At 71.9% G+C, this 26366-nt stretch carries 22 protein-coding genes and 1 pseudogene; 12 read left to right on the forward strand and 11 right to left on the reverse strand.

Translation table 11 applies throughout. The features are described from left to right. Positions 1-168: 168 nt before the first annotated feature. From PX701_RS08490 to PX701_RS08520, 6 genes are all read right to left on the reverse strand, one after another. On the reverse strand, positions 169-1758 hold the full coding sequence (locus tag PX701_RS08490) for a carboxylesterase/lipase family protein (RefSeq protein WP_275506032.1): 1590 nt from the start codon (positions 1756-1758) through the stop codon (positions 169-171). A gap of 9 nt (positions 1759-1767) precedes the next feature. Further along, the gene (locus tag PX701_RS08495; protein ID WP_275506033.1) at positions 1768-3084 is read right to left on the reverse strand and encodes an MFS transporter; all 1317 of its coding nucleotides are present in this window, start codon (positions 3082-3084) and stop codon (positions 1768-1770) included. Between the two features lie 222 nt (positions 3085-3306). Next, positions 3307-4527: an ROK family protein gene (locus PX701_RS08500; protein WP_275506034.1), complete on the reverse strand. Its 1221-nt coding sequence runs from the start codon at positions 4525-4527 to the stop codon at positions 3307-3309. A gap of 3 nt (positions 4528-4530) precedes the next feature. Beyond that, positions 4531-5109: a TetR/AcrR family transcriptional regulator gene (locus tag PX701_RS08505; RefSeq protein ID WP_231429018.1), complete on the reverse strand. Its 579-nt coding sequence runs from the start codon at positions 5107-5109 to the stop codon at positions 4531-4533. A gap of 604 nt (positions 5110-5713) precedes the next feature. Beyond that, positions 5714-7519, reverse strand: a complete 1806-nt coding sequence (locus tag PX701_RS08515) for a SulP family inorganic anion transporter (protein WP_338029113.1) — start codon at positions 7517-7519, stop codon at positions 5714-5716. Between the two features lie 36 nt (positions 7520-7555). Further along, on the reverse strand, positions 7556-8128 hold the full coding sequence (locus PX701_RS08520; RefSeq protein ID WP_231429016.1) for a TetR/AcrR family transcriptional regulator: 573 nt from the start codon (positions 8126-8128) through the stop codon (positions 7556-7558). Between the two features lie 75 nt (positions 8129-8203). Between PX701_RS08520 and PX701_RS08525 the strand changes: the two genes are divergently transcribed. From PX701_RS08525 to PX701_RS08535, 3 genes are all read left to right on the forward strand, one after another. Next, positions 8204-8779, forward strand: coding sequence for a dihydrofolate reductase family protein (locus tag PX701_RS08525; protein WP_275506037.1), 576 nt, complete (start codon positions 8204-8206; stop codon positions 8777-8779). Positions 8780-8890: 111 nt separating this feature from the next. Further along, positions 8891-9238, forward strand: coding sequence for a hypothetical protein (locus PX701_RS08530; protein WP_275506038.1), 348 nt, complete (start codon positions 8891-8893; stop codon positions 9236-9238). A 2-nt stretch (positions 9239-9240) separates the two neighbouring features. Then, on the forward strand, positions 9241-9705 hold the full coding sequence (locus tag PX701_RS08535; RefSeq protein ID WP_275506039.1) for a hypothetical protein: 465 nt from the start codon (positions 9241-9243) through the stop codon (positions 9703-9705). Positions 9706-10033: 328 nt separating this feature from the next. Here the strand turns inward: PX701_RS08535 and PX701_RS08540 are convergent. The 4 genes and pseudogenes from PX701_RS08540 to PX701_RS08555 all read right to left on the reverse strand — a co-directional run. Continuing rightward, positions 10034-11266: pseudogene (locus PX701_RS08540) on the reverse strand (alpha-hydroxy acid oxidase); the annotation flags it as partial. 17 nt (positions 11267-11283) lie between these two features. Beyond that, a complete protein-coding gene (locus tag PX701_RS08545) occupies positions 11284-12006 on the reverse strand; it encodes a FadR/GntR family transcriptional regulator (protein ID WP_231429012.1) in 723 nt (240 codons plus the stop codon). Between the two features lie 158 nt (positions 12007-12164). Continuing rightward, positions 12165-13199, reverse strand: coding sequence for an NAD(P)-dependent alcohol dehydrogenase (locus tag PX701_RS08550; protein WP_231429011.1), 1035 nt, complete (start codon positions 13197-13199; stop codon positions 12165-12167). Positions 13200-13272: 73 nt separating this feature from the next. Next, a complete protein-coding gene (locus tag PX701_RS08555; protein ID WP_231429010.1) occupies positions 13273-14346 on the reverse strand; it encodes an NYN domain-containing protein in 1074 nt (357 codons plus the stop codon). Positions 14347-14493: 147 nt separating this feature from the next. Between PX701_RS08555 and PX701_RS08560 the strand changes: the two genes are divergently transcribed. Together PX701_RS08560 and PX701_RS08565 are read left to right on the forward strand one after the other, a co-directional pair. After that, on the forward strand, positions 14494-15465 hold the full coding sequence (locus tag PX701_RS08560; RefSeq protein ID WP_231429009.1) for an aldo/keto reductase: 972 nt from the start codon (positions 14494-14496) through the stop codon (positions 15463-15465). Between the two features lie 96 nt (positions 15466-15561). Next, positions 15562-17139 carry a serine hydrolase gene (locus PX701_RS08565; protein ID WP_275506040.1) on the forward strand — a complete coding sequence of 526 codons (1578 nt, stop codon included), beginning with the start codon at positions 15562-15564 and terminating at the stop codon, positions 17137-17139. A gap of 24 nt (positions 17140-17163) precedes the next feature. Here PX701_RS08565 and PX701_RS08570 read toward each other — a convergent pair whose 3' ends face one another. Further along, positions 17164-18087 carry a 2-hydroxyacid dehydrogenase gene (locus tag PX701_RS08570; RefSeq protein ID WP_231429007.1) on the reverse strand — a complete coding sequence of 308 codons (924 nt, stop codon included), beginning with the start codon at positions 18085-18087 and terminating at the stop codon, positions 17164-17166. 49 nt (positions 18088-18136) lie between these two features. Here PX701_RS08570 and PX701_RS08575 point away from each other — a divergent pair, with 49 nt between their 5' ends. The 7 genes from PX701_RS08575 to arfA all read left to right on the forward strand — a co-directional run bounded on the left by PX701_RS08575 (position 18137) and on the right by arfA (position 26344). Continuing rightward, complete coding sequence (locus tag PX701_RS08575) at positions 18137-18652, forward strand: hypothetical protein (RefSeq protein WP_231429006.1); 516 nt, start codon at positions 18137-18139, stop codon at positions 18650-18652. Between the two features lie 109 nt (positions 18653-18761). Further along, complete coding sequence (gene gdhA, locus PX701_RS08580; protein WP_275506041.1) at positions 18762-20123, forward strand: NADP-specific glutamate dehydrogenase; 1362 nt, start codon at positions 18762-18764, stop codon at positions 20121-20123. Between the two features lie 88 nt (positions 20124-20211). Further along, entirely contained in the window at positions 20212-21261 is a 1050-nt protein-coding gene (locus PX701_RS08585) for a LacI family DNA-binding transcriptional regulator (RefSeq protein ID WP_231429004.1), read from the forward strand. Positions 21262-21438: 177 nt separating this feature from the next. Next, positions 21439-22770, forward strand: coding sequence for an ABC transporter substrate-binding protein (locus tag PX701_RS08590; RefSeq protein WP_231429003.1), 1332 nt, complete (start codon positions 21439-21441; stop codon positions 22768-22770). A gap of 102 nt (positions 22771-22872) precedes the next feature. After that, positions 22873-23820 carry a carbohydrate ABC transporter permease gene (locus PX701_RS08595; protein WP_275506042.1) on the forward strand — a complete coding sequence of 316 codons (948 nt, stop codon included), beginning with the start codon at positions 22873-22875 and terminating at the stop codon, positions 23818-23820. Next, positions 23820-24764: a carbohydrate ABC transporter permease gene (locus PX701_RS08600; RefSeq protein ID WP_275506043.1), complete on the forward strand. Its 945-nt coding sequence runs from the start codon at positions 23820-23822 to the stop codon at positions 24762-24764. The genes PX701_RS08595 and PX701_RS08600 overlap by 1 nt, the downstream gene beginning before the upstream one ends. A 68-nt stretch (positions 24765-24832) precedes the next feature. Next, positions 24833-26344 carry an arabinosylfuranosidase ArfA gene (gene arfA, locus PX701_RS08605; protein ID WP_275506044.1) on the forward strand — a complete coding sequence of 504 codons (1512 nt, stop codon included), beginning with the start codon at positions 24833-24835 and terminating at the stop codon, positions 26342-26344. Positions 26345-26366: the final 22 nt, after the last annotated feature.

Genomic DNA, 26366 nt, shown 5'->3' on the forward strand with positions numbered 1-26366 from the left:
GGGGGCATTTCGTACCGTGCGGTGCGCGCCGCCGGGGGCACCGGCGGGTGCTCGCCCTGGTGCCGGGGCTCGGTCTTCGGAACGGATACGCCGGTTCCCCCTCATCGCTGAGGGGGAACCGGCGTCGCGTGAACGGATGTCCGGCCGATCGATCCGGCCCGCTCGGCGTCAGAGCAGGGGGCGCACGCTCGCGTAGCCGTCGTCCGCCACGATCGACGGGGTGTCGTAGACGCGCGTCGGGTACGCGTGCGGGTCGGCGCCCACGGGCGCCCACGGCACCGAGCCGCCGACGACGAACGCGACCGCGCCCGCGTGCAGCTCGTCGGCCAGCGCCTGCGGCGGGTTCGGGCCGGCGAGCGGCACCATCGCGGGGCCGTCGAGGCAGTCGAAGAAGAACGGCACGTCGAGGCAGTGCTCGGCGAAGCCGAACGTGCCGCTGGGCCAGGCGAAGCGGTAGAGCCACGTGCCGCCCGTGGGCCCTTCCGCCGCGCCGGTCGCCGCCGCGCGGGCGGCGACGGCGCGCAGCATCGGCACCTTGAACATGCGGTCGGTGATGAGCCGGCCGAGCAGCCTGGCGTTGCCGTGCTTCGCGACCTCGCGGTTGGCGTCGAGGTACGGGCGCACCTGGGACTTCGACAGGCCCGACCTCTTCAGCAGCATCGACTTCGGCACGAACCGCAGCGCCTTCGGCGCATCGAGCAGGGCCATCGCGAACTCGTCGTCGGTCGCGCCGAGCACGAGCGGCTTGTCGGCGCCCACGCCCGCGGCGAACGAGTCGATCGTCGAACGGCGCAGCAATTCGCCGTCGATCGCGGGCCCGAGCTGCAGGCCGACCTCGAGCAGGTCGTTCATGGCGTCGGGGCCCTCGAGCGCGGTGGCCGACTTCTGCACCTCGATCAGGCGCTCCTCGCTCACCGATCGGAACCCGGCGAGGGTCGGCTCGACGCCGAGCTCGGCGGCGACCCTGCGACCGAGCGCCTCGGCCCGCGAGGGCGTCACGTCGGCCGTCGCGCCCGAGATCGCGTACACCCCGTGGAAGAGGTGCTGCGCCGCCTCCATGCCGAGCAGCGTGAGCACCGCGCCGCCGCCGGCGGACTGGCCGGCGATCGTCACGCGCGCCGGGTCGCCGCCGAACGCGGCGATGTTCTGCTGCACCCACTCGAGTGCGAGCAGCCAGTCGCGGACGCCGCGGTTCGATGGGGCGTCGGCGATCCAGCCGAAGCCGTCGAAACCGAGACGGTACGAGATCGTCACGGTGACGACGCCGTCGCGGTTGAAGTTGCGGCCGTCGTACCAGGGGCTCGCGGGGGAGCCCGCGAAGTAGCCGCCGCCGTGGATCCAGACGAGCACGGGCAGGCCGGCGTCGCCCTCGGCGGGGCGCTCGGGCGAGGGGGTGAAGACGTTCACGTTCAGCGTCGAGTCGCCCTCGATGCTCGGCTCGGGGATGAGCGTCACGCCGGGATCGCCGCGCTGCGCGGTCGGCGCGAACTCGAGGGCGTCGCGCACCCCCGCCCACGGCGCCTTCGGCACGGGCGCCGCGAACCGCAGTTCGCCGACCGGCGCCTCGGCGAACGGGATGCCGAGGAACGCCGCCGACCGCGCGGCACCGCGACCTCCGCTCGCGTCGGCTGCGTGGCGAACGGTCGGGCGCCACCGGCCGCGCACGCGGCCGCCGAGGGTGTCGACCTCGACGAACGGGGATGCCGCGGAGGCATCCTGCTCGGTGCTCGTGCCCGGCCGGGCAGGGGTGTGCGACATGTGGATCTCCTAACGCACGCTCTTGATCGGGGCCGTCGCGATCGCCGCGACGACCGTGAGCACGATGCCGAAGACGAACAGCATCGCATAGCCGCCGAGCGAGGTGATGATGATGCCGGCGATCGCGGCGCTCATCGCCTGCGGCACGTTGGTGGCGATGTTGAGGATGCCGAGGTCCTTCGCGGCGGCCGTTCCGCCGCCGGGCAGCACCTCGGTCATGAGGGCGGCATCGACCGACATGTACAGCCCGAAGCCGATGCCGTTGACCACGTTCAGGATGATCATGCCGGTCATGTCGGGCATGAGGATCGGGGCGACGAAGCCGGCGGCCATGATCGCCGACGACACGTAGATGAAGACCTTGCGCTTGCCGATCCTGTCGCTCCACCAGCCCGAGAGGGCGATCGCCGCGAGCGTGGGCACGAGCGAGACGAGGGTCAGCATGACGGTGGCCTGGCCGGCCTCGACGAGCGACATGCCGACGTAGTCGGTCAGCATGTAGAACGACATCGCGACGACGACGAAGTAGCCGAGCATGAGCGCGAAACGGGCGGTGAAGGCCCAGGCGAAGTCGGGGTACTGCCTGGGGCTGACCCAGAAGCCCGCGAGGAACTTCTTCCAGCTCCAGGCCTCGACCGCGGCCTCCTTCGACGACCAGTCGCGGTCGACGACGACGAAGACGACCGTCACCACGATGATGGCGATGCCGTACGAGGCGTAGCCGAGGCCGAGGTCGAGGGTCTCCGCGAAGACGCCGGCCGCCATGATGCCGAGCGTCATGCCGACCTGGGTGCCGATGCCGAACATGGCGCTCGCGCCACCGCGCCTGTCGCGCGGGAAGCGGTCGGGCGTGATCGCCGAGAGCGGGCCCTGCACGGCGTTCAGCGCCACCTGGATGAGGACCCAGAAGACGCCGACCCAGAACACCGAGTCGAGGAAGCCCATGCCGAGCAGCAGCACGCCGCCGATGAGCGCGCCGCCCACCATCCACGGGGCGCGCCGTCCGAGGCGGGAGCGGGTGCGGTCGCTGATCGCGCCGACGATGGGCTGGGCGAACAGCGTGAACACGAACGACACGGTCGAGACGATGGCGAGGTTCTGCACCTTGTTCGCGTCGTCGATGATCGCGACCTGCATCGGCAGCAGGATGGCCCCGATGCCGCCGTAGATGCCGAACAGCACGAGGCCGACGGTGAGCAGGCCCGGCAGCGTGCGCCACGTGGGCGGCGGGCTCGCGGGCGGGTCGCCGTGCAACGGCTCGGTCGCGGTGATCACCCCGGTGGGGGCGAGCTCGGTGGCGGGGTCGCTGGGGGGCAGAGCGGACAACGGTGGCTCCTCTTCGTCGAGACGGCCGAGCGGGGGGCTGGGCGGGTCGGTGCGAGCGCGTGCGGTGAAAGCCGAATGGCACTCGGCAATGAGTATGCACCTCGCAGGGTATAAATTCAACCGTTGAACTAATCTCGCGAACGGGCGGCCCTGTTCGCATGGGCGCTGCCCGATCGGCGCGGCGGCCGCGGTTCGCGTGGGCCCCGGGCGAGTCGGCCGGGTTCAGCGCGCGAGCAGCAGCTGCGGGTCGGCGAGCAGGCGGTCGCGGGCCTCGTGCACCGCCCCGAGGAGCGCCGCGTCCGAGCCCAACCGGCCCGCCTCGATCGCCGGCACGGCCGGCCACGAGCCGTCCCCCCGCGTGATGGTCGGCCGATTCTCCCGGAAGGCCGCCTCGATCGACGCGGTGAGCCTCGACCAGTAGCCCCCGATGACGATCAGCTCGGGGTCGACGGCGAGCGAGAGGATCTGCAGCGTGCGCGCGATCCAGGGGAGGGCCCCCCGCCAGGCCGCGGCGGCGAGCGGCTCGCCCGCGAGGATGCGCGCCGCCAGCTCGTCGAGGGTCGCGCCGAGGCCGCGCTCGCCGACGAGGTTCGTGAGACCCGCACGCTCGAGCAGCACGTCGGGGCCGGCGACGGTCACGAGGCAGCCCCGCTGGCCGCACTCGCAGTGCCGTCCGTCGGGCACCACGGGGAGGTGGCCGAGCGCGCCGCCCGCCCCGTGCGCGCCCTCGAGGATGAGGCCGCTCGACACGATCGCGCCGCCGATGCCCGAGTTGCTCTTGAGGTAGAGCAACGCATCGACTCCGGGCAGCAGTGCGCGCTCGGCGAGCGCCGCGAGCCAGCCGTCTGAGGCGAGCGTGACGTTCGCGCCGGGGTCGAGCTCGGGGAGGCGCTCCCGCAGGCCGGCGGCGACGTCGACCGCATCCCAGCCGAGATCGGTGTCGGCGAGCACGACCGCCGGCTCCCCGCCGACGGGTGCGAACACGACGACCGGCAGCTCGGCGATGCGGCGGCCCAGCGCGGCCGTGGCGTCGAGCGCCTCGCCGACGACGGTCGCGAGCAGGTCGAGCACGCGGCCGGGGTCGCCCATCGGGCGGCCGTGCTGGCGCGAGGTGCGGTGCAGCTCGGTTCCGGCGAGGTCGGTCACGAGCGCGGTCGCGGTGTCGGCGTCGACCTGCGCGACGACGATCGCCACCTCGGGCGCATCGAGTTCGAGGCGCGTCACCGGACGGCCGGCCCCGCCCGGCTGGGGTGGCTGCTCGCGCAACACGCGGGCATCCGTGAGCGACGCGACGAGGGCGGTGACGGCGCCCCGCGTCAGCCCCGTGGCGGTCGCGATCTCGCTGCGCGCGCTCGGGCCGGCCGCCGCGACGTACCCGAGCACGAGCGACAGGTTGTGGCGACGGACGTCGCCCGAGACGAGCGAGCGGGCGGAGCGGGGCACGCGTCAGCTCCGGCGGACGACGAGCTGCCAGAGGTAGGCGATGCTCTCGGCCATGTCGATCGACGGGTCGAGCATCCACTGGGTCTGCAGGCCGTCGGCTGCGGCGAGGAAGAGGTTCGCGGTCTGCTCGGGGTCGATGTCGGCGGGGACGTTGCCGGCCGCCTGCTCGTCGCGGATGAGGTCGGAGAAGCGCAGCCGGAACTGCCGGTACCGCTCGATGAAGAACTCGCGCGCCGGGTGGTCGGGGTCGCCCGCCTCGGTCGAGAGCTGGGCGTAGAGGCGCACGAGCCCCGGGACCTCGGCGTTGTGGCGGATGACGGCGAAGAACCCGTCGATCGGGCGCTCGCGCTCGCCCTCGAGCGCCTGGCTGTCGACCTCGTCGCGCTTGCGCAGGATCTCCTGGAAGAGCTCCTCCTTCGAGGAGAAGTAGTGCAGGAGGCCGGCCTGGCTGAGCCCCACCGCGTCGGCGAGCTCGCGCACGCTCGCACCGCGGTAGCCGTTGCGGGCGATGACCTCGAGCGCGGTGGTGAGGATCTCCTCGCGCTTCGCGACGCCCTTCGCGTACGAACCCCTGCTTGCCATATCTGCATGCTAGTCGCTTGCGCGTCAAAACCGAGTGACGTATGGTTTTCGCATTCGGTCTCATCGGCGAGGCCGCCTCGAGAAGCGATCCCCCGGATGGCGATGGCGTCACCGTGTCGTACGAGCAGATCGGGCGGCTCATCGCCGCGGCGAACGCGGGTGGCGACGGGGCCCGGTAGGACGCGTACGGGTCCTATCGGAGCCGACTCCGGCACCGCCGCCGGACGGGCGTCGGTGGCGGCGTCGCACCGGGGCGCCGCCCGAGGCGAGCAACCCTGAGACGGCCGGCTCCGATCGGCGCATCATTCGGCGGGACGGCCCGGGTACGAGGCATCCGGCCGCCCCGTAGCTTTCGGAGCATGGACCTCGCCGTCGTCGCCGGCGCGATCTCGACCGGCCTCTTCGCCATGAGCTACCTGCCCATGCTGGTGAAAGCGGCGCGCACGAAGGACCTGTCGTCGTACAGCGTCGGCAACCTCGTCATCACGAACGTCGGCAACGCGCTCTACACGGTCTACGTGGTGAGCATGCCGTTCGGGCCGATCTGGTTCCTGCACGGCTTCTACCTCGCGAGCTCCGCGCTCATGCTCGCCTGGTTCCTGCGCTACCGGTCGCGGTCGGATGCCTCGGGCTCGCCCGGCCCCGACGAGGCGGAGGGCGCGGCGAACGCGCGCGCCGCGGCGAGCCCGGCGTCGAGCGAGTCGCCGATCCGCGGTGTCGCGGCGAAGACCCGGTCGCGGCCGATCACGACGGTCGCCCGGGTCGCATCGAGCTGGGTCATGACCCGGTCGCCGAGCCCCACGAGGATGAGCGCGCCGCCGGCTCGCCGCAGGCGCTCGGCGTAGTCGGTGACGACCCGGAGGAACGTCGAGCCGAGCTCGTCGGTGCCGCGCATGCGCAGCACCACGACGGCGCGCTCGCAGCGGTCGGGGATCTCGGGCAGCTGGCCGGCGAAGATCGGTGCGGCCGCGAAGAACAGGCTGCCGTAGGGCACGAGCACGACGACCTCGCCGGGCGCGAGCACCGCGGGCGGCTCGGTCTCGACGGGGTGCGGGCTCGAGTCGGCGTAGACCCAGCGACGGATCACGACCCGGTTCGACTGCCGGGCCACGTGCAGCACCACGGCGAGGCCGACACCGACGAGCACGGCGTACTGCAGCGGCACGATGAGCGTGAGCACGAAGGTGACCGCGAGCACGCTCGCCTGGATCGGGCCGGTTCGCCACACCATCACGAGGTCGCGCGGCTTGAACGTGCGCACGCCGACGAGGATCAGCAGGCCTGCCAGGGCGGGCATCGCGACCTGCGTGATGACGCCGCCGAGCAGCAGCACGCCGACGATCATGACGACGGCGGCGAGGAGGTTCGCGAGCGCGCTGCGGGCACCCGCGGCCCGCACGATGGCGGTCGCCGACATCGAACCGCCGACCGGCATGCCCTGGAAGAGCCCGCTCGTGAGGTTCGCGATGCCCTGTCCGCGGAAGTCGGCGGACGCGTCGGGGTAATCGCCGTCGGGGTTCGCGATGGACCCGGAGATCGCGGCGCCCTGCACGAGCCCGACCAGGGCGAGCGAGAGCGCGGGCACCAGCAGGTCGAGCGTGAGGGACGGGTCGGGCAGCGCGGGCAGTGGGATCGCGTTCGGCACGTCGGTGAGGTCGCCCACGATGGCGGCGTCGCCGAACCACGGCACGAGCGGCAGCAGCGAGGCGAGCACGACGGCCACCACGAGCGAGAGCGGGCCGAGGAAGGTGCGCTCGAGCAGCAGGATGAGCCCGATCGTCACCGCCCCGATGACGAGGCTCGGCCAGTGGATCGACGTGAGGTGGGCGAACGTGTCGATGGTCCGGATGATGCGGTTCGCGCCCTCGCCCGCGTAGCCGGTGAGGTTGGCGAGCTGGCCGAGCACGATGTTCACCGCGACGGCGTTGATGAAGCCGACGAGCACGGCGGTCGGGATGAACCGCACGAGCGAGCCGAGCCGGGCGAGACCGAGGCCGAGCATGACGAGGCCGGTGAGGATCGACAGCGTCGCGATGACGACGCCCTGCCGGTCGGAGCCGACCACCAGGGGCACGTCGGCGATCATGACCGACATCGCCCCGGTCGCCTGCACCGACATGTAGACCGAGCCCGTCGCGAGCGCGCCGCCCAGCGTGCCGAACAGGTAGCCGTAGAGGCCGTAGACGGGGTTCACCCCGGCGAGCACGCCCGAGGCGAGGCCGTCGGGGATGCTCTCGATGCCGAGCACGAGCCCGGCGCGGGCGTCGGAGAGCATCGTGCGCCGGGTGCCGAACCGGGCGAGGTAGCGGCGCACCGGCCCGCGCTTCGGAGGGTGCGGGCCGCCGGCCGGCGGCTCGGCGGGCGGCTCGGCCGAGTCGCTCTGGCCCGTCTCGCCCGCGGCATCCGACATGCTCGACCTCCCCACCGCTCATCGTAGGGGGCCGCGTCAGGTGCGGGGCAGCAACCCCGCCACGAGCGCGTCGACGATCTCATCGGTCGAGGTGCCGGGATCGATCGGCGTCGTGAGGCGATCGAGCACGAGCCCGTCGAGGGCGTAGTGGAAGAGCGCGATCTCGCGGCGCCCGCCGGGCAGTCCCGCTGCCTCGTTGAAGGCGACGTCGGCGGCGAACGCGGTGCGCTGCCATTCGTGGAGCACGGCGGCGATCTCGGGCCGGCGCGTGCTCTCGAGCCGGAGCTCGAAGAGGGCGAGGGTGACGTCGCGCTCGGTGCTCAGCCGTCGCACGATGTCGCGCACGTAGTCGGCGAACAGCGCGGGACCCGCGGGCTGGCCGGCGCGGATCTCGAGGTCGTCGTCGGTCGGTCCGAGTCGCTCGCCGATGCGCGCCACGAGCCCGGCGATGAGGGCGTCGCGGCTCGCGAAGTAGTTCGATGCCGTGCCGAGCGGCACCCCGGCCGCGCGGTCGACCGCACGGTGCGTGAGCCCGCGCGCTCCTTCGGCGGCGAGCACGCCGATCGCGGCATCGGCGAGCAGTCGGCGGCGTTCGTCGTTCCGGGCCATGCGGTCGAGTCTAGACAAGATCACGACAGGTGTAGTAGTTTCGCAACCACAACATCAGTAGTGGATAAGGAAACGATGCGAGAACTCGTGTACTACGTGGCCGTCAGCCTCGACGGCTTCATCGCCGGGCCGAACGGCGAATTCGACGCGCTCGACGCCGAGGGCGACCACATGGCGACGATCTACGAGCGCTACCCCGACGCGATGCCGACGGCGGGTGCCGCAGCGCTCGGGGTCGAGCAGTCCGGCGCCGTCTTCGACACCGTGCTCATGGGCTGGAACACCTACGCGATCGGGCTGCCCTTCGGCATGACGAGTCCGTACTCCCACCTCCGGCAGATCGTGTTCTCACGGTCGCACCGGGCCGAGGGGGCGAACCTCGTCGTCGTCGACGACGATCCCGTCGACGTCGTGCGGGCGCTCAAGGCTGAGGCCGGCGGCACCGACATCTGGCTGTGCGGCGGCGGGGCGCTCGCCGGGCAGCTGGTCGACGAGATCGACCGCCTGGTGCTCAAGGTGAACCCGAAGCTGTTCGGTACCGGCATCCCGCTCTTCGCCGGGCTCGACTACCGGTCGCGCGCCTTCGAACCGGTCGAGAGCACGAGCCACGGGTCGGGCGTCACGATCGCCGAGTTCGCACGGCGGCGCTGAGCCGGCCGCTCCCGGGGTGTTCGGGGCCGTTCGCTCTGCGGCGCGCCCGCAACCCCCTTGTCGACCCGGCGGTCGCAACGTAGACCGGGAGGGTATGGAAGGGAGCACGACATGGCGATCAGGCTGAACGAGACGGCGCTCCGCCACGCGAGGTCGCTCGTGCGCGACGACAGGGTCGAGCGCGACGAGCGCGACGACTGGAGCGAGCACGCGCCGAGCGCCGACGAGGAGAACGCATTCATCGACGACGAGGGCTGGACCGAGTACCGGCACTGGCACCTCGGCATCGACGACGACGCCGACAATGAGACGAAGGAGGCGTACTCGTTCCCCTACGGCGACTTCCGCAGGGTGCACCGATGCGCCGTGATCTCGCTCGAGAGCCGGGCCGGGCAACACGACCACGACGAGATCCGCGACGCGGCGAAGCGCCTGCTCGAGCTGATCGACGAGGGGTGAGCATGCGGGATTCGAAGAGGGCCGACCGCCGCCGCGCGAAGGAGGCGATCGCCGCGGTGCGCGAGCTGGAGGACGAGGTGCGCGGCATAGCGAAGCGGCTGCCGGGCGACGCGCGGGCCAGGCGTCGCCTCGAGTCGGCCGTGGAGTTCGCGGAGGCCGCGGCCCTCGCCGCCGACGCCGAGCGCCGCAGGTCGCCGCGTTTCGCCGCAGAACGAGCGGCGCTTGCTGCCGCCCGACTGGATCGGGCCTCGATCCGGTACGGAGCGGCCCCCGCGTCGACCGGACGCGCGGGTGACGTGCCGCCGGTCGGCGCCGATGCCGCCCTGCGAGCCCGACGGCGTGCGAAGCTCGTGAAACGCCGGCGCACGCAGGCCGAGCAGGCGCGCAAGATGGCGGCCCGTGCGGCCGCGCTCACGATCGCCCAGTCGATCGTGGTGCCGAAGGGGCGCACCGGGCGGGCGCGCTGAGCTCGCCGGTCTACTGAGGGCGCCGATCCGGCGCGTCCGGCTCACCGGGCCACGGGCCGCGCCGGTCGCCTCACTCGGCGGCGGCCGTCTTCGGCTTCGTCCCTCGGGCAGTGCGGGGCTTCGCGGCGGTCTTCGCCGTGGTTGCCTTCGCGGTGGTGGTCGCCTGCTTCGCAGCGGCGGTCGCCCTCGCTGCCGGGGCGGCCTTCGCCGCCGCAGTCGTCTTCGCGGAGGCGGCGGCCGCGGCCCGCGTCGCCGGCTTCGCCGCGCGCGGGCTCCGGACGGTCGTGGGCCTCGCCGTCGAAGCCTCGGCCGCGGCATCCTGCACCGGCCGTGCGATGGGCTGCAGTCTGGCCAGCTGCGTCACGTGCTGCGGGCCGAGCTCGTCGAGCGTCTCGACCTCGAGCAGCTTCATGGTGCGTTCGATCTCGGTGCGCAGGATCGAGATCGTCTTGTCGACACCGGCCCGGCCGCCGGCCATCAGGCCGTAGAGGTACGCGCGGCCGATGAGGGTGAAGCGCGCGCCGAGCGCGATCGACGCCACGATGTCGGCGCCGTTCATGATGCCGGTGTCGAGGTGCACCTCGAGGTCGTCGCCGACCTCGCGCACGACGTGCGGCAGCAGGTGGAAGGGGATCGGCGCGCGGTCGAGCTGCCGCCCGCCGTGGTTCGACAGCACGATCGCGTCGACGCCGCGGTCGGCGAGCAGCTTCGCGTCGCCGACGGTCTGCACCCCCTTGACCGCGATCTTGCCGGGCCAGATGTCGCGGATGATGTCGAGGTCGTCGAACGAGATCGTCGGGTCCATCGCCGAGTCGAGCAGCTCGCCGACCGTGCCGCCCGTCGAGCTGAGCGACGCGAACTCGAGCTTCGGGGTCGTCAGGAAGTTGATCCACCACGCCGGTCGCGGGATGGCGTTGACGATCGTGCCCGGCGTGAGCTGCGGCGGGATCGAGAAGCCGTTGCGCTTGTCGCGCAGGCGTGCGCCGGCGACCGGCGTGTCGACCGTGAAGAACAGGGTGTCGAAGCCGGCGGCCGCGGCGCGCTTCGCGAGGTCGTACGAGATCTCGCGACGGCGCATGACGTAGAGCTGGAACCAGTTGCGCCCGTTCGGGTTCGCCGCCTTCACGCCCTCGATCGAGGTCGTGCCGAGCGTCGAGAGCGTGAACGGGATGCCCGCCGCGCCCGCCGCACCGGCGCCGGCGATCTCGCCCTCGGTCTGCATGAGGCGGGTGAACCCGGTCGGCGCGATGCCGAACGGCAGGGCGCTCGGGCCGCCGAGCACGTCGCGGCTCGTGTCGACCTCGGGCACGCTGCGCAGGATGCCGGGGTGGAACTCGATGTCCTCGAACGCCTGGCGGGCGCGGGCCAGCGAGAGTTCGCCCTCGGCGGCGCCCTCGGTGTAGTCGAACGGCGCCTTCGGCGTGCGGCGCTTCGCGATCGCACGCAGGTCGGCGATCGTCAGCGCCTTGTCGAGGCGGCGCTTCGTCGCGTTGAGCTCGGGCGCCTTGAAGCGCATGAGCTCGGCGAGCTCCTTGGGGTTCGGGAACTGGCGCTGGACCATCGTGGTGCGTGCCTCTCTCAGTGGTGGTCGATGAACGTCTCGGCGTAGTACCCCGAGATGTGGTCGTGGATGCGGGTACGGGCGGCCGCGGCATCGCCCGCGCGGATGGCGTCGACGACCCCGCGGTGCTCGCCGCGCAGGCGAGCGGAGGTGGTCGGCCAGTCGTCGATGCGGGCGAGCCCCTCGAGCGCGTAGCCCTCGATGCCGCTGCGCAGGCCCGCCATGGTCGCGGTGATGACCTGGTTGCCGGATGCCTCGGCGAGCGCCAGGTGGAACTCGGCGTCGAGTGCGAGGAACTCGGCGGGCTCGAGCGCGGGGGAGTCCATCGCGTCGAGCAGGCGGTCGGCGGCGGCGAGCTCGGGGGAGTGGGCGCCGCCGTCGAGGCTGCCGCGCTCGGCGAGCTCGCCCGCGACGGCGCTTTCGAGCAGCAGCCGGGTGCGCACGATGTCGGCGACCGGGAACCCGCTCGCCGCCACCTGCAGCCGCATGAGCGCGCTCATGCCGCCCGACGGTGTCGCGATGATGATCGCGCCGGCGTTCGGGCCCGAGCCCGCCTGGGTGCGGATGAGCCCGAGCACCTCGAGCACCCGCAGCGCCTCGCGCACGCTCGAGCGGCCGACGCCGAGATCGGCCGAGAGGGCCCGCTCGCCGGGCAGCCGGTCGCCGGGGCGCAGGCGGCCCTCGATGAGCTGCGACTCGATGTGCTCGAGCACGGTGCGCCACGCGCGCGTCTCGCTCATGCTCCGTCGCCTCCGTGCCTGCAGCCACTGTGGTCAGACCACAGCGTACCAGATGTGGTCAGACCACAGAGCGTCCGCCATGAATCAGGTACGACGCGCTGAGGTGGGTTCGAACCGACCTCAGCGCGCCGAAACCGATTCAGCGCGGAACGGCCCCGTCAGGGAACGACGACCGCGCGCCCGCGCAGGGTGCCGTCGTGCAGGCGCCGGTACGCTTCGGGGGCGTCGTCGAGCGAGAAGCGCTCGGTCTCGATCTTGACGAGACCCGCGCGGGCGAGATCGAACACCTCGAAGAGCTCGGCGCGCGAACCCCAGTACGGCGAACGCACGGTCGCGTCGTACGGCGTCATGAGCATGCCGGCGGGCAGCATGCCGGCCCCGACGCCCACGAGGACCTGGTCGCCCTCGACCGCGAGCATCGCGTGGCCCGCGTCGAGCGTCGGCTGGATCGCGACGAAGTCGAACACGGCGGCGGCGCCCTTGCCTCCCGTGAGCTCCTTGACCCTCTCGGGCGCCTCTGCGTCGGACGGGAACACGTGATGCGCGCCCACCTCGGTCGCGAGGCGCAGCTTGTCCTGGCTCACGTCGAAGGCGATGACCGTCGCCGGCGTGAGCGCGCGCAGGATCTGGATCGCGACGTGGCCGAGCCCGCCCGCGCCGATGACGACGGCGGTCGAGCCGGGCACGAGCTTCGGCAGCGACATCTTGATCGCGTGGTACGGCGTGAGCCCCGCGTCGGTGAGGGCCACGTGTTCGACCGGGTCGAGGTCGCCGAGCGGCAGCAGGAACCGGGCGTCGGGCACGACGAGGTACTCGGCCATCGCGCCCGGGGAGCCGAGCCCGGGCGGGCGGATGCCGAGCTCGGCGGCGCGCTCGCAGTAGTTCTCCTTGCCCTGCGCGCACTGCACGCAGCGGCCGCAGCCCCACGGACCGTAGACGGCGACCGCTTCGCCGACCTCGAGTCCGGTGACGCCCTCGCCGAGCTTGTCGACGACACCGGCGCCTTCGTGCCCGAGCGTGAGCGGCAGGCCGTAGACGTACTGCTCCTCATTCAGCCCCATGATGAAGCTGTCGGAGTGGCAGGCCCCGGCCGCGGTCACCCTGATGCGCACCTCGCCCGGTCCGGGCTCGGGCGTCGCGATCTCGACCACCTCGGGCGGCTGCCCGATCGTGCGGTACTGCAGTGCCTTCATCTTGCTTCCCCCTTCGTATGACCTCGTCCGCCGGTTGAGGAGCCGACGACGGAGGCGTCTCGGAACCCCGCCCTCAGTCCTTGTTCGTGCGGATGCGCACGCGCCCCCGGCCCGTCTCGTCGAGCTCGACGACGCCGCCGCGCGACTTCAGGAACTCGCTGAACGAGGCGAATCCCAGACGCCGCTCCTGGAACGACGGGTCCATGCGCAGCATCTGGTTCTTCACGGCGCTCGAGGACTGCCACTCCTCGTCGTTCTTCGACCGCAGCAGCTCGATCGCCTTGAGCAGCAGTCGACCGGGGTTGCGCGGGCTGCCGGTCGCCTCGTCGGGAACGTGGTCGGTCGGGGCCACGAACTGGATGACGCGCGCCGACGGCCGCTCGGCGGGCTCCGCCGGCGTCTCGTCCGCCTCGGCCGCGCTCTTCGCGTCCTCCTTCGGCTGGCTCCTCGCCCTCCGGCTGCTGCGGGGGGATGCCTCGGGCGCGGCGTCGGCCGCGGCATCCGGCTGCTTCGTGCTCGCCCTGCGGCGCCGCGGCGCCGCCTCGGGTGCGCGCTCGACGACGTCGGCCTCGTCGTCGACCGCGGCGTCGGTCGAGAGCAGCGCGTCGTAGTCGGCGAACTCGTCGACCGCGGCGGTGAGGGCGCGGCTCGTGCCGCCGGCGACGCCGATGCCGACGACGTATCGGCCGAGCCGCTTCGCCTTCTGCGCGAGCGCGACGTAGTCGGAGTCGCCCGCGACGATCACGATGTGCGTGAGGTCGTCGATGCGGAACATGTCCTCCACCGCGTCGACCGCGAGGCGGATGTCGGCGCCGTTCTTCGTCGCCGAGAGCGGGAAGAGCTGCACGAGGTCGACGGCGCGGTCGATGAGCTGGCCGCGGTAGCTCGCGTTCACGGGGGTTGACCAGTCGGCGTAGGCGCGGGCGATCGCGATCGTGCCGAACGTCGCGGCGAAGTCGAGCACCGCGTCGATGTCGACCGTCGCCTCGCGGAGCTTCTCGGCCGTCTTGGTGCCGGCGGTGGGCGCCTTCGAGCGCGAGGTGTCCTTGCGGTAGGCGAAGTCGCCGTGGAGCTGGTCGTACCGCGAGATGACGATGTTGTCGAAGTCGAAGTAGAGGGCCACGCGGGGTTCTGCCGAAGCGGGCATGTCGACCTTCCGTCGGTTGCGTCACCTTCGAGCCTATGCCCGCCCGCGCCGATCGCACACGCGTCATCGTGCGCAACACGGGGAATACCCGGCCGACGCCGTCGTTGTCCTCCGGTGCCGACGACCGTTCCGACCACGAGGAGCCCCATGACCGACGCCACCGCCACCGCCTTCCGCCGCCCCATCGGCGCGTCCGATCTCGAGGTCGCCCCGCTCGCGCTCGGCACGAACGTCTTCGGCTGGACCGCAGACCGCGACGCCACCTTCGCGGTGCTCGACGCCTTCACCGCCGGCGGCGGGAACTTCCTCGACACCGCCGACGGGTACTCCCACTGGGTGCCCGGCAACACCGGCGGCGACAGCGAGCGGCTCATCGGCGAGTGGCTCGCGTCGCGCGGAGCGCGCGACGACGTCGTCATCGCGACCAAGGTGAGCACGCACCCCGAGTTCACGGGCCTCGCGGCGGCGAACATCCGGGCGGCCGCGGATGCCTCGCTGCAGCGTCTCGGCACCGACGTCATCGACCTCTACTACGCCCACTTCGACGACGCCGCGGTGCCGCTCGAGGAGACGGTCGGCGCGCTCTCCGAGCTCGTCGACGCGGGCAAGGTGCGCGCGATCGGCATCTCGAACTACACGCCCGAGCGCATCGACGAGTGGTTCCGGGTGACCGAGGCGAACGACTTCCATCGCGCCGTCGCCCTGCAGCCGCACTACAACCTCGTCGAGCGCGACTTCGAGGCCAACGGGCTGCGCGAGCGCGCGGAGCGCGAGGGGCTCGCGGTCTTCCCGTACTTCTCGCTCGCGAAGGGCTTCCTCGCCGGCAAGTACCGCACCGAGGCCGATGTCACCGCCGAAGGGGCGAGCGTGCGCGCGGGCGGTGCCGCGCCGTACCTCGGCGAGCGGGGGAGCCGTGTGCTCGCGGTGCTCGACGAGGTCGCGGCCGCGCACGGGGCATCCGTCGCCTCGGTGTCGCTCGCGTGGCTCCGGCAGCAGCCGACCGTCGTCGCGCCCATCGCGAGCGCCCGCAGCGTCGAACAGCTCCGCGAGCTGCTCGACTCGATCCCGCTCGAGCTGACCGCGGCGGAGCTCGCGGGGCTCGCCGACGCGTCGGCCTGATCCGTGCGGCGGCACCGGATCGACCGCTAGGCTGCGCTCGTCGGTCCATGGGGGTCCGGGGCTCGGGGGAGCCCGGTGCGATGGGGGAGGAACGCCATGCGCGTCGTCCGAGGTGCCGCTGTTCCGGCGGTCGTGATCATCGCCGCGGCGCTCGTCGGGTGCACGGCGGCCGAACCGTACGCGCCGAGGATCGAGCTCGGCGACGCGCCGCCGGCCGACGCGGTCGAGCTCGCCGAGGGAGCCCTCGACCCCGCGCTCGAGTCGCTGCCGGGCCTCGTCGAACGCGTGCTCGACGAGACCGGCGTGCCCGGCGCCGCCGTCGCGGTCGTGCACGGTGGCGAGACGGTCTTCGCCGACGGGTTCGGGGTTCGGAAGGTCGGCGAGGACGACCCCGTCGACGCCGAGACGGTCTTCCAGGTGGCGTCGATGTCGAAGCCGATCGGGGCGACCGTCGTCGCGACGCAGGTCACCGACGGCGTCGTCGGCTGGGACACCCCCGTCGCGCCGCTGCTGCCCGGGTTCGCGCTCGCCGACCCGTGGGTGACGGAGCACCTCACCGTCGGCGACCTCTACGCCCACCGCTCGGGTCTGCCGCTCGCCGCGGGCGACGACCTCGAAGACCTCGGATACGACCGCGAATACGTCATCGACCACCTCCGGTACCAGGCGCTGAACCCGTTCCGCATCAGCTACGGCTACGCGAACTTCGGCATGACGGCGGGTGCCGAGGCGGTCGCGAACGCGGCCGGCGTCGACTGGGAGACGCTCTCCGAACGCGAGCTCTACGAGCCGCTCGGCATGACCTCGACGAGCTCCCGGCACGACGACTTCGTCGCCCGCGAAGACCGCGCCGCGCTGCACGCCCTCGTCGACGGCGAGTTCCAGCCCCTGTACGAGCGCGACCCCGACGCGCAGTCGCCCGCGGGCGGCGTGAGCTCGAACGTCGTCGACGTGGCGAAGTGGATGAGCTTCGTGCTCGCCGACGGCGAGACGCTCGTCGACACCGCCGACCTGGCTGCGGCGATGCGCCCGCAGGTCACCTCTGCCCCGTCCGACGTGCCCGGCATGCGGTCGGGCTCGTACGGCTTCGGGTTCAACGTCGGCACCCAGACGAGCGGCCGCGCCACCGCCTCGCACTCCGGCGCATTCGTGCTCGGGGCGGGCACGAACTTCCAACTGGTGCCGTCGCTCGGGCTCGGCGTCGTCGCCCTCACGAACGGGGCGCCGGTCGGTGCCGCCGAGGCGATCGTGAGCGAGTTCCTCGACCTCGTGCAGTACGGCGCGTCGACGCGCGACTGGGTCGGGGCGTACGGGGCGGCCCTCGCGCACTACCGCGAGCCGGCCGGGGACCTCGTCGACCAGTCGCCCCCGGCGTCGCCCGCCGCGCCGTCGGAACCGCTCGAGTCGTACGCGGGCACCTGGTCGAACGAGTACTTCGGCCCGGCCGAGGTCGTGGTCGAGGACGGGTCGCTCGTCGTGCACCTCGGGCCCGACGGCGGCTACGAGGTGCCGCTCGAGCCGTGGGACGGCGACGTCCTCGCCTTCACCCCTGACGGTGAGAACGCGCCCGAGGGCTCGCGCTCCTCGGCGACGTTCGTGCTCGGCGGCGCCGGGTCGTCGACGATGACGCTGCAGTTCTTCGACGGCAACCACCTCGGCACGTGGTCGCGCTGACCGATCGTGCCGCTCGATGCGACGTCAGCTGCGCAGCACCACGTTCTCGGGCGCCTCGCCCCGCAGCATCCGCTCGATCTGGCGGCGCAGGAGCCGCGCCATGCGCGGCATCATCGCGGTCGACGCACCGCCCACGTGCGGCGTGACGAGCACGTTCGGCAGGGCGAAGAGCGGGTGGCCGTGGGGGAGCGGCTCGGGGTCGGTGACGTCGAGCGCGAACCGCAGCCGGCCGGTGCGGGCCTCGGCGAGGATCGCCTCGGTGTCGGCCACGCGGCCGCGGGCGACGTTCACGACGAGCGCGCCGTCGGGCAGCGCGGCGAGGAAGCCGGCGTCGACGAGCCCGGTCGTCGCGTCGCTGAGCGGCACGCCCACGACGACGACCTCGGCCTCGGGCAGCAGCGCCGGCAGCTCGTCGACCCCGTGGATGCGGCCGCGCTCGTCGTCGCGCGCGTGCCCGGCCACCCGGGTGATCTCGACCTCGAAGGGCTCGAGGCGGGCCTCGATCGCGCGGCCGACGCCGCCGTAGCCGACGATGAGCACGCGCCGGTCGGCGAGGCTCTCGTGCCGGGCGGGCGCCCAACGGCCGTCGGCCGCGGCACGCACGAAATCGGGGATGCCGCGCTGGCACGCCAGCACCATGCCGACCGCGAGCTCGGCGGTCGAGGGCTCGTGCACGCTCGCCGCGTTCGCGAACACGTGCCCGGGCGGCAGGGCGTCGGCGATGTCGTCGTAGCCGATCGACTGCGACTGCACGAGGCGCGTCGTCACCCCGGCGAGGGCTCCGAGCCGGTCGGAGGTGCCCATGTACGGCGGCACCACGATGTCGAGGTGCGCCGCGGGCGGCGGCGATTCGAGGTCCCACACGACGACCTCGACGCCGTCGGGCGGGGCGCCGAGCGCGTCGCGCAGGGTGGTGCCGGGCACTGAGACGGTGAGCGTGGCAGCCATGCTCCGATCCTCGCAGACCGCGCCGGGGCCGGGTGCTACCGTTCTGCGCATGGAGCAGGGTCACGGTGAGGACCGTCCAGAGGACGAGCGGGGCGAGGCGCTGAAGGAGCGCGTCTACGCGACGTTCACGGGGCTCGCGATCGTGCTCGTGCAGCTCGGCAACGTCGAGCACGTCGACGCGACGCGTGCGGTCGTGACCCTCTTCGTCGGCATCGTCGCGATCACCGCCGCGGGCTTCGTCGCCGGGGTGATCGCGCACCTCGCCGTGCACAGCGCGTTCCCCGGCCGCGCCGAGGTCGGCGGCATGCTCCGCGTCGCCGGGTCGGCCATCGCGTCGGCGGGCGTGCCGCTGGTGCTGCTCGCCCTCGCGGCGCTCGGGCTGCTCGACCTCGAGTTCGCGCTGCGCGCCGCGTCGATCGTGTACGTCGCGACGCTCGGCCTGATCGGGTACATCGCGGTGCGCCGCACCCGCGTCGCGTGGTGGAAGCAGCTCGTCGCACTCGGTGCGCTCATCGCCCTCGGCCTCGCCGTGGTCGGCCTGCAGCAGCTCGCGCACGGCCACTGACCCGCGGCCGCGTCACACTCGGCCGGGGCATCCGCGCCCGTGGGTATGGTGGAGAGCGCCGCGCGCGAGAGCACCACGTGGCCATCCGTTCGAACCTGAAGGAGCGCGCGTGACCGAGCCTCGCACCGCCATCGACGACGTCTACAGCCAGATCCTCGCCCGCAACCCGGGCGAGTTCGAGTTCCACCAGGCCGTGCGCGAGGTGTTCGGCTCGCTCGACCGCGTGCTCGAGCGCAACCCGCACTACGTGCAGGCGTCGATCCTCGAGCGCATCTGCGAGCCGGAGCGGCAGATCATCTTCCGGGTGCCGTGGGTCGACGACGCCGGGCGCGTGCAGATCAACCGCGGCTTCCGCGTGCAGTTCAACTCGGCGCTCGGGCCGTACAAGGGCGGCCTGCGGTTCCACCCGACCGTCGGCCTGGGCACGGTGAAGTTCCTCGGCTTCGAGCAGATCTTCAAGAACTCGCTCACCGGCATGCCGATCGGCGGCGGCAAGGGCGGCAGCGACTTCGACCCCAAGGGTCGCAGCGACGCCGAGATCATGCGGTTCTGCCAGTCGTTCATGACCGAGCTCTCGCGGCACGTCGGCGAGTACCGCGACGTGCCCGCCGGCGACATCGGCGTCGGCGGTCGCGAGATCGGCTACCTCTTCGGCCAGTACAAGCGCATGACGAACCAGTACGAGTCGGGCGTGCTGACCGGCAAGGGGCTCACCTGGGGCGGCTCGCTCGTGCGCACCGAGGCGACCGGCTACGGCGCCGTCTTCTTCACCCAGCACATGCTCGAGACCCGCGGCCGTTCGTTCGACGGCGCCCGCGTGCTGGTCTCGGGCTCGGGCAACGTGGCCGTCCACGCGATCGAGAAGGTGCACGAGCTCGGCGGGCTCGTCGTCGGCGCCTCCGACTCGTCGGGCGCCGTGCACGACCCCGACGGCATCGACGTCGCCGTCCTCCGCGAGGTGAAGGAGGTGCGCCGCGAGCGCATCGAACGGTACGTCGCCGAGCGCGGCGGGCGCGCCGAGTTCGTCGCGGGCGCCACCGTGTGGGACCTCGCCGATCGCGGCCCGGTCCACGTCGCGCTGCCGTGCGCGACGCAGAACGAACTCGGCGAGGCGCACGCACGGGCGCTCGTCGCCGCGGGCGTCGTCGCCGTCGCCGAGGGCGCGAACATGCCGACGACGCCCGAGGCGATCGCGGTGCTGCGCGAGGCGGGCGTGCTGTTCGGGCCGGGCAAGGCGGCGAACGCGGGCGGCGTCGCGACGAGCGCGCTCGAGATGCAGCAGAACGCGTCGCGCGACTCGTGGAGCTTCGAGCACACCGAGGAGCGCCTCGCCGCGATCATGGCCGCGATCCACGAGCGCTGCGCGACGACCGCCGACGAGTACGGCGCGCCCGGCGACTACGTCGTCGGCGCGAACATCGCCGGCTTCATCCGCGTCGCCGACGCGATGCTCGCGCTCGGCGTGATCTGACGGTCCGGGACGGGGCGCCTCGCGGCGCCGCCCCTCCGGATCACAACGTTGTACAGTGACTCCATCCGGTTCGGCGAGGGAGGGCGCAATGGCGGTCACGCTGCACGACGTGGCCCGGCTCGCCGGGGTGTCGATCAAGACGGTCTCGAACGTCATCAACGACTACCCGCACATCCGCCCGGCGACGCGCGAGAAGGTCGAGCAGGCGATCGCCGAGCTCGGCTACACCCCGAACCTGACGGCGCGCAGCCTGCGGTCGGGTCGCACGGGCGCGATCGCCCTCGCCGTGCCCGATCTCGCGCTCGCCTACTTCGCCGAGCTCGCCGCGTCGGTGATCGCGGCGGCCGAGGCATCCGGCCTCGTCGTGCTCGTGGAGCAGACCGGCGGCGACCGCGACCGCGAGCTCGAGCTGCTGCGGAGCCCCCGGTTCAAGATGACCGACGGGCTGCTCTTCAGCGCGCTCGGCCTCGGACAGGACGATGCGGAGGTGCTCGACGTGCCGTACCCGCTCGTGCTGCTCGGCGAGCGGATCTTCGACGGCCCGACCGACCACGTGACGATGCAGAACGTCGCGGCGGCGCGCGCGGCCACCGAGCACCTCATCGCCGCCGGTCGCCGGCGCATCGCGGTGGTCGGCGTGCACGAGGGCGAGGTGATCGGCTCGGCCGGGCTGCGCCTGCGGGGCTATCGCGAGGCGCTCGAGGCGCACGGCATCGCGTTCGACGAGGCGCTCGTGGGGCCGTCGATGGCCTGGCATCGGGAGAGCGGTGCGCGGGCGATGCGCGAGATCCTCGCGCGCGGGGTGCCGTTCGACGCGGTCTTCGCGATGAACGACACGCTCGCGCTCGGCGCGATGCGTGCGCTGCTCGAGGCCGGAAGGCGGGTGCCCGACGACGTGGCGGTGATCGGGTTCGACAACATCGACGAGGCCCAGTACACGGTGCCGTCGCTGTCGACGATCGACCCGGGGCGCGAGTGGATCGCCAACACCGCGGTGGGCACGCTGCTCGAACGCATCGAGCGCGGCGACGCGGCCGGCGGGCCGCGCACCCTGCTCGCCGACTTCGCCGTCGTCGCGCGCGAGTCGGCGCCCGCGGTCGACCCTGTGCCGGCGGCGATCGCCGCAGTCGTCGGCTGAACACCGCACGCCGTACGTCCGTGCGAGGTTGACACGTCGCGACGGGCGCGGCATCATGTCCGTTACAACGTTTACGTACAACGTTGTAAAACAAGCGGATCCCCCCGACCGCGCCGACGTGGGCGCGGCGGCACCCAGAGACACCGGTGTCCCCACCGCGAGAGGAAGCACAGCACAATGAAGTCGAAGTTCCTGGCAGCGGGCGGCGTCGTCGCCGTCGCCGCAGCCGCGCTCACCGGCTGCTCGGCCGGCGGCGCCGAAGAGGCCTCCTGCACCAACAAGATCGTCAACGCCGACGCCACGCAGGTCAGCGTCTGGGCCTGGTACCCCGCGTTCGAAGACGTCGTCGACCTCTTCAACGAGAGCCACGACGACGTCCAGATCTGCTGGACGAACGCCGGGCAGGGCAACGACGAGTACACGAAGTTCTCGACCGCCATCGAGGCCGGCTCGGGCGCCCCCGACGTCATCATGCTCGAGAGCGAGGTGCTCTCGAGCTTCTCGATCCGCGACGCGCTCGTCGACCTCACCGAGTACGGCGCAGGCGACGTGCAGGCGGACTACACCGACGGCGCCTGGAAGGACGTCTCGAGCGGCGACGCGGTGTACGCCATCCCCGTCGACGGCGGCCCCATGGGCATGCTCTACCGCAAGGACATCCTCGACCAGTACGGCATCGCCGCCCCCACCACGTGGGACGAGTTCAAGGCCGCCGCGCAGGCCCTGAAGGATGCGGGCGCCCCCGGCGTGCTCGCCGACTTCCCGACCAACGGCCGCGCCTACAACCAGGCGCTCTTCGCCCAGGCCGGCTCGGTGCCGTTCGCCTACGACAACGCGAACCCGACCGAGATCGGCATCGACGTGAACGACGACGGCTCGAAGCAGGTGCTCGCCTACTGGGACGGGCTCGTGAAGGACGGCCTCGTCGCCACCGACGACGCGTTCACCGCCGACTACAACACCAAGCTCGTCGACGGCTCGTACGCGATCTACGTCGCCGCCGCATGGGGCCCCGGCTACCTGCAGGGCCTGTCCGACGCCGACAGCGACGCCGAGTGGCGCGCCGCACCGGTTCCGCAGTGGGACCCGGCGAACCCCGTGCAGATCAACTGGGGCGGCTCGACCTTCGCCGTGACGAGCCAGGCGAAGGACAAGGAGGCCGCAGCGACGGTCGCCAAGGAGATCTTCGGCACCGAGGAGGCGTGGAAGATCGGCATCGAGCAGGCCGCCCTCTTCCCGCTGTGGAAGCCGATCCTCGAGTCCGACTACTTCCGCGACCTCGAGTACCCGTTCTTCGGTGGGCAGCAGATCAACAAGGACGTCTTCCTCGAGGCCGCCGCCGGCTACCAGGGCTTCACGTTCAGCCCCTTCCAGAACTACGCCTACGACCAGCTGACCGAGGAGCAGTTCGCGATGGTGCAGGGCGAGAAGACCTCCGACCAGGCGCTCGACGACCTGCAGGCCTCGCTCGAGCAGTACGCGACCGAGCAGGGCTTCACGCTCGAGTGATCGGCGGGCGGATGCCTCGCGCCCATGCCGAGGCATCCGCCCGTGCCCCACGCACCGACCACGGACCCCGGCTTCCGACCGTCTCGACGAGGAGAACGAGCCATGACCACCCAGACCAGCGTCGCCGCCCCCGCGGTGCCGCGACGCCGCGCCCTGCGCGCCGGCGGATCCACCCTCCTGCGCCGACGGCAGCGCTGGGGCTGGCTCTTCGTCTCGCCGTTCCTCGCCGTCTTCGCGCTGCTGCTCGTGTTCCCCCTCGCCTACGCGTTCGGCATGAGCCTGTTCACGTCGACGCTCGCGACCGGCACCGAGTTCACCGGGCTCGGCAACTACGCGAAGGCGTTCACCGACCCGCTCTTCCTCGAGGGCATGCTGCGGGTGCTCGCGTTCGCCGTCGTGATGATCCCCGCGCAGCTCATCGTCGCGATCGCCGCGGCGCTCGTGCTCGACACCCTCGCGACGAAGCTCTCGAAGCTCTCGCGGCTGCTGATCTTCGCGCCGTACGCCATCCCCGGCGTCATCGGCGCACTCATGTGGAGCTTCCTGTACAGCCCCCGGTTCGGCCCGGGCGGCACGCTCTTCAACCTCGTCGGCATGCCGACCCCCGACTTCCTCGCCCCGGGCACGATCTTCGGCAGCCTCGTGAACATCGTCACGTGGCAGTGGGCGGGCTACTACATGGTCGTGATCTACGCGGCCCTGCGCGCGATCGACCCGTCGATCTACGAGGCGGCCCGCATCGACGGCGCGAACGGCTGGCAGACGGCGCTGCGCATCAAGGTGCCGATGATCGGTTCGTCGATGGTCATGATCGTCATGTTCGCCCTCATCGGCACGCTGCAGTTCTTCACCGAGCCGGTCGTGCTGCGCAACGTCGCCCAGGGCGCGATCGACGCGGCGTACACGCCCAACATGTACGCGTACTCGCTCGCCTTCTCGTACAGCCAGTTCAACTACGCGTCGGCGATCGCGTTCTCGCTCGGTGCCCTCGTCTTCGCCGGCTCGTTCGTCTTCCTGTTCCTCACCCGCAAGCAGAGCGGACTGAAGTGATGTCGATCTTCACCCAGCGCCCGACCGAGGCGGCCGAGCCGCTCACCACCGCGACCGGGGTGCCCTCGCACGTCGACCGAAGCGCCAAGGGCCGCCGCCGCGCCGGCGGGCGGCGCATCGGCTCGCACGTCTTCCTCGTGATCCTCGCGATCTACTTCGTCGTGCCGATCTGGTGGCTCGTCGTCGCCTCGACGAAGGACACGGCAGGGCTGTTCTCGAGCCCGGCGTTCTGGTTCTCCGGCGACTTCTCGCTGTTCTCGAACATCGCCGAGCTGTTCACCCACCAGGGCGGCATCTACTGGCGCTGGCTCGGCAACTCGTTCCTGTACGCCTTCGCGGGCGGCATCGGCGCGACGATCCTCGCGATCCTCGCGGGGTACGGCTTCGCGAAGTACGACTTCCGGGGTCGCGGGGCGGTGTTCACGGTCGTGCTCGGCTCGGTCATGGTGCCGCTCACGGCCCTCGTCATCCCGACGTTCATGCTGCTCAGCCAGTACGGCATCATCAACACCCCGTGGGCCGTCATCCTGCCGAGCCTGCTCAGCCCGTTCGGCGTCTACCTGATGCGGGTCTACACGCAGGACGCGGTGCCCGACGAGATGCTCGAGGCGGCCCGCATCGACGGCGCCGGCGAGCTGCGCACCTTCTTCCAGGTCGCGCTGCCGCTGCTGCGCCCCGCGATCGTGACGGTGCTGCTGCTCTCGATCGTCGGCACGTGGAACAACTTCTTCCTGCCGCTCGCCGTGCTGACCGACCCGCAGCTGCTGCCCGTCACCGTCGGGCTCAACCGGTGGACGGCGCTCTCGAACGCGGGCGCCGGCGGCGAGCAGGTGTGGAACCTCATCACCTCGGGCGCCTTCATCTCGGTGCTGCCGCTCATCCTCTCCTTCCTCTTCCTGCAGCGCTACTGGCAGGGCGGCCTCTCGGTCGGCTCGATCAAGTAGCACTCGACGAACGGGCGGTGCCGAGGCGACCGCCCCCTTGAACCGAACACGAAACAGAAAGCACCCGCATGCCCAGCGCACACCTCACCATCGACCCGCACTTCGAGGTCGGCCGCATCGACCGCCGCGTCTTCGGCGGCTTCGTGGAGCACCTCGGCCGCCACGTGTACGACGGCATCTACGAGCCCGGTCACCCCGCAGCCGACGCGGAGGGCTTCCGCACCGACGTCGTCGAACTCGTCAGGGAGCTCGGCGTCTCGACCATCCGGTACCCCGGCGGCAACTTCGTGTCGGGCTTCCGCTGGGAGGACTCGGTCGGACCGCGCGAGGAGCGTCCGCGCCGGCTCGACCTCGCGTGGCACTCGACCGAGACCAACGAGGTCGGGCTGCACGAGTTCTCGTCGTGGCTCGACAAGGTCGGCTCGGAGCTCATGCTCGCCGTCAACCTCGGCACCCGCGGCACCCTCGAGGCGCTCGACCTGCTCGAGTACGCGAACCTCGCGGGCGGTACCGCCCTGTCGCAGCGCCGCATCGACAACGGCCGTACCGACGCGTTCGGCGTGAGGATGTGGTGCCTCGGCAACGAGATGGACGGCCCGTGGCAGCTCGGCCACCGCAGCGCCGACGACTACGGCAAGATCGCGTCGCGGACCGCGAAGGCGATGCGCCAGCTCGACCCGTCGATCGAGCTCGTCGTCTGCGGGTCGTCGAGTGCGCACATGCCGACCTTCGGCGAGTGGGAGCGGGTCGTGCTGACGCACGCCTACGACGACGTCGACTACATCTCGTGCCACGCCTACTACGAGGAGAAGGACGGCGACCTCGGCTCCTTCCTCGCGTCGGCCGTCGACATGGACGGCTTCATCGAGACCGTCGTCGCGACCGCCGACCACGTGAAGGCCGTGCGCGGCAGCGACAAGACCGTGAACATCTCGTTCGACGAGTGGAACGTCTGGTACCTCTCGCGGTTCCAGAACGTCGACAAGATCGAGGGCCTCGACAACTGGCCGGTCGCGCCGCGCCTGCTCGAGGACGTGTACTCGGTCGCCGACGCGGTCGTGTTCGGAAACCTCATGATCTCGCTGCTGAAGCACGCCGACCGGGTCACCTCGGCGAGTCTCGCCCAGCTCGTCAACGTCATCGCGCCGATCATGACCGAGCCCGGCGGACCTGCCTGGCGCCAGACGACGTTCTTCCCCTTCTCGATCACCTCGCGCCTCGCGCAGGGCGCGGCGCTCGAGCTGAAGCTCGACGCGCCGACGTACGAGACGAAGGAGTACGGCGTCGTGCCGCTCGTCGACGCGGTCGCGACGCACGACGCGTCGACGGGGCGTTCGGCGGTCTTCCTCGTGAACCGCTCGACGACCGAGGCGCTCGACGTGACCGTCGACGTCGCCTCGCTCGGCGACGTCTCGGTCCTCGAGTCGCACACGCTCGCCGACGAGGACGCGTACGCGAAGAACACCCTCGCCGAGCCCGAGCGGGTCGCGCCGGACGAGAACGACTCGGTGCGCATCGAGGGCGGCGCCCTCACCGTGACGCTGCCGCCGGTGTCGTGGACGGCGCTGTCGCTCGGGTGAACCGTGCGCAGCGGCGGGCGCG

The organism is Agromyces chromiiresistens, assembly GCF_029167465.1.
GTDB lineage: Bacteria > Actinomycetota > Actinomycetes > Actinomycetales > Microbacteriaceae > Agromyces > Agromyces chromiiresistens.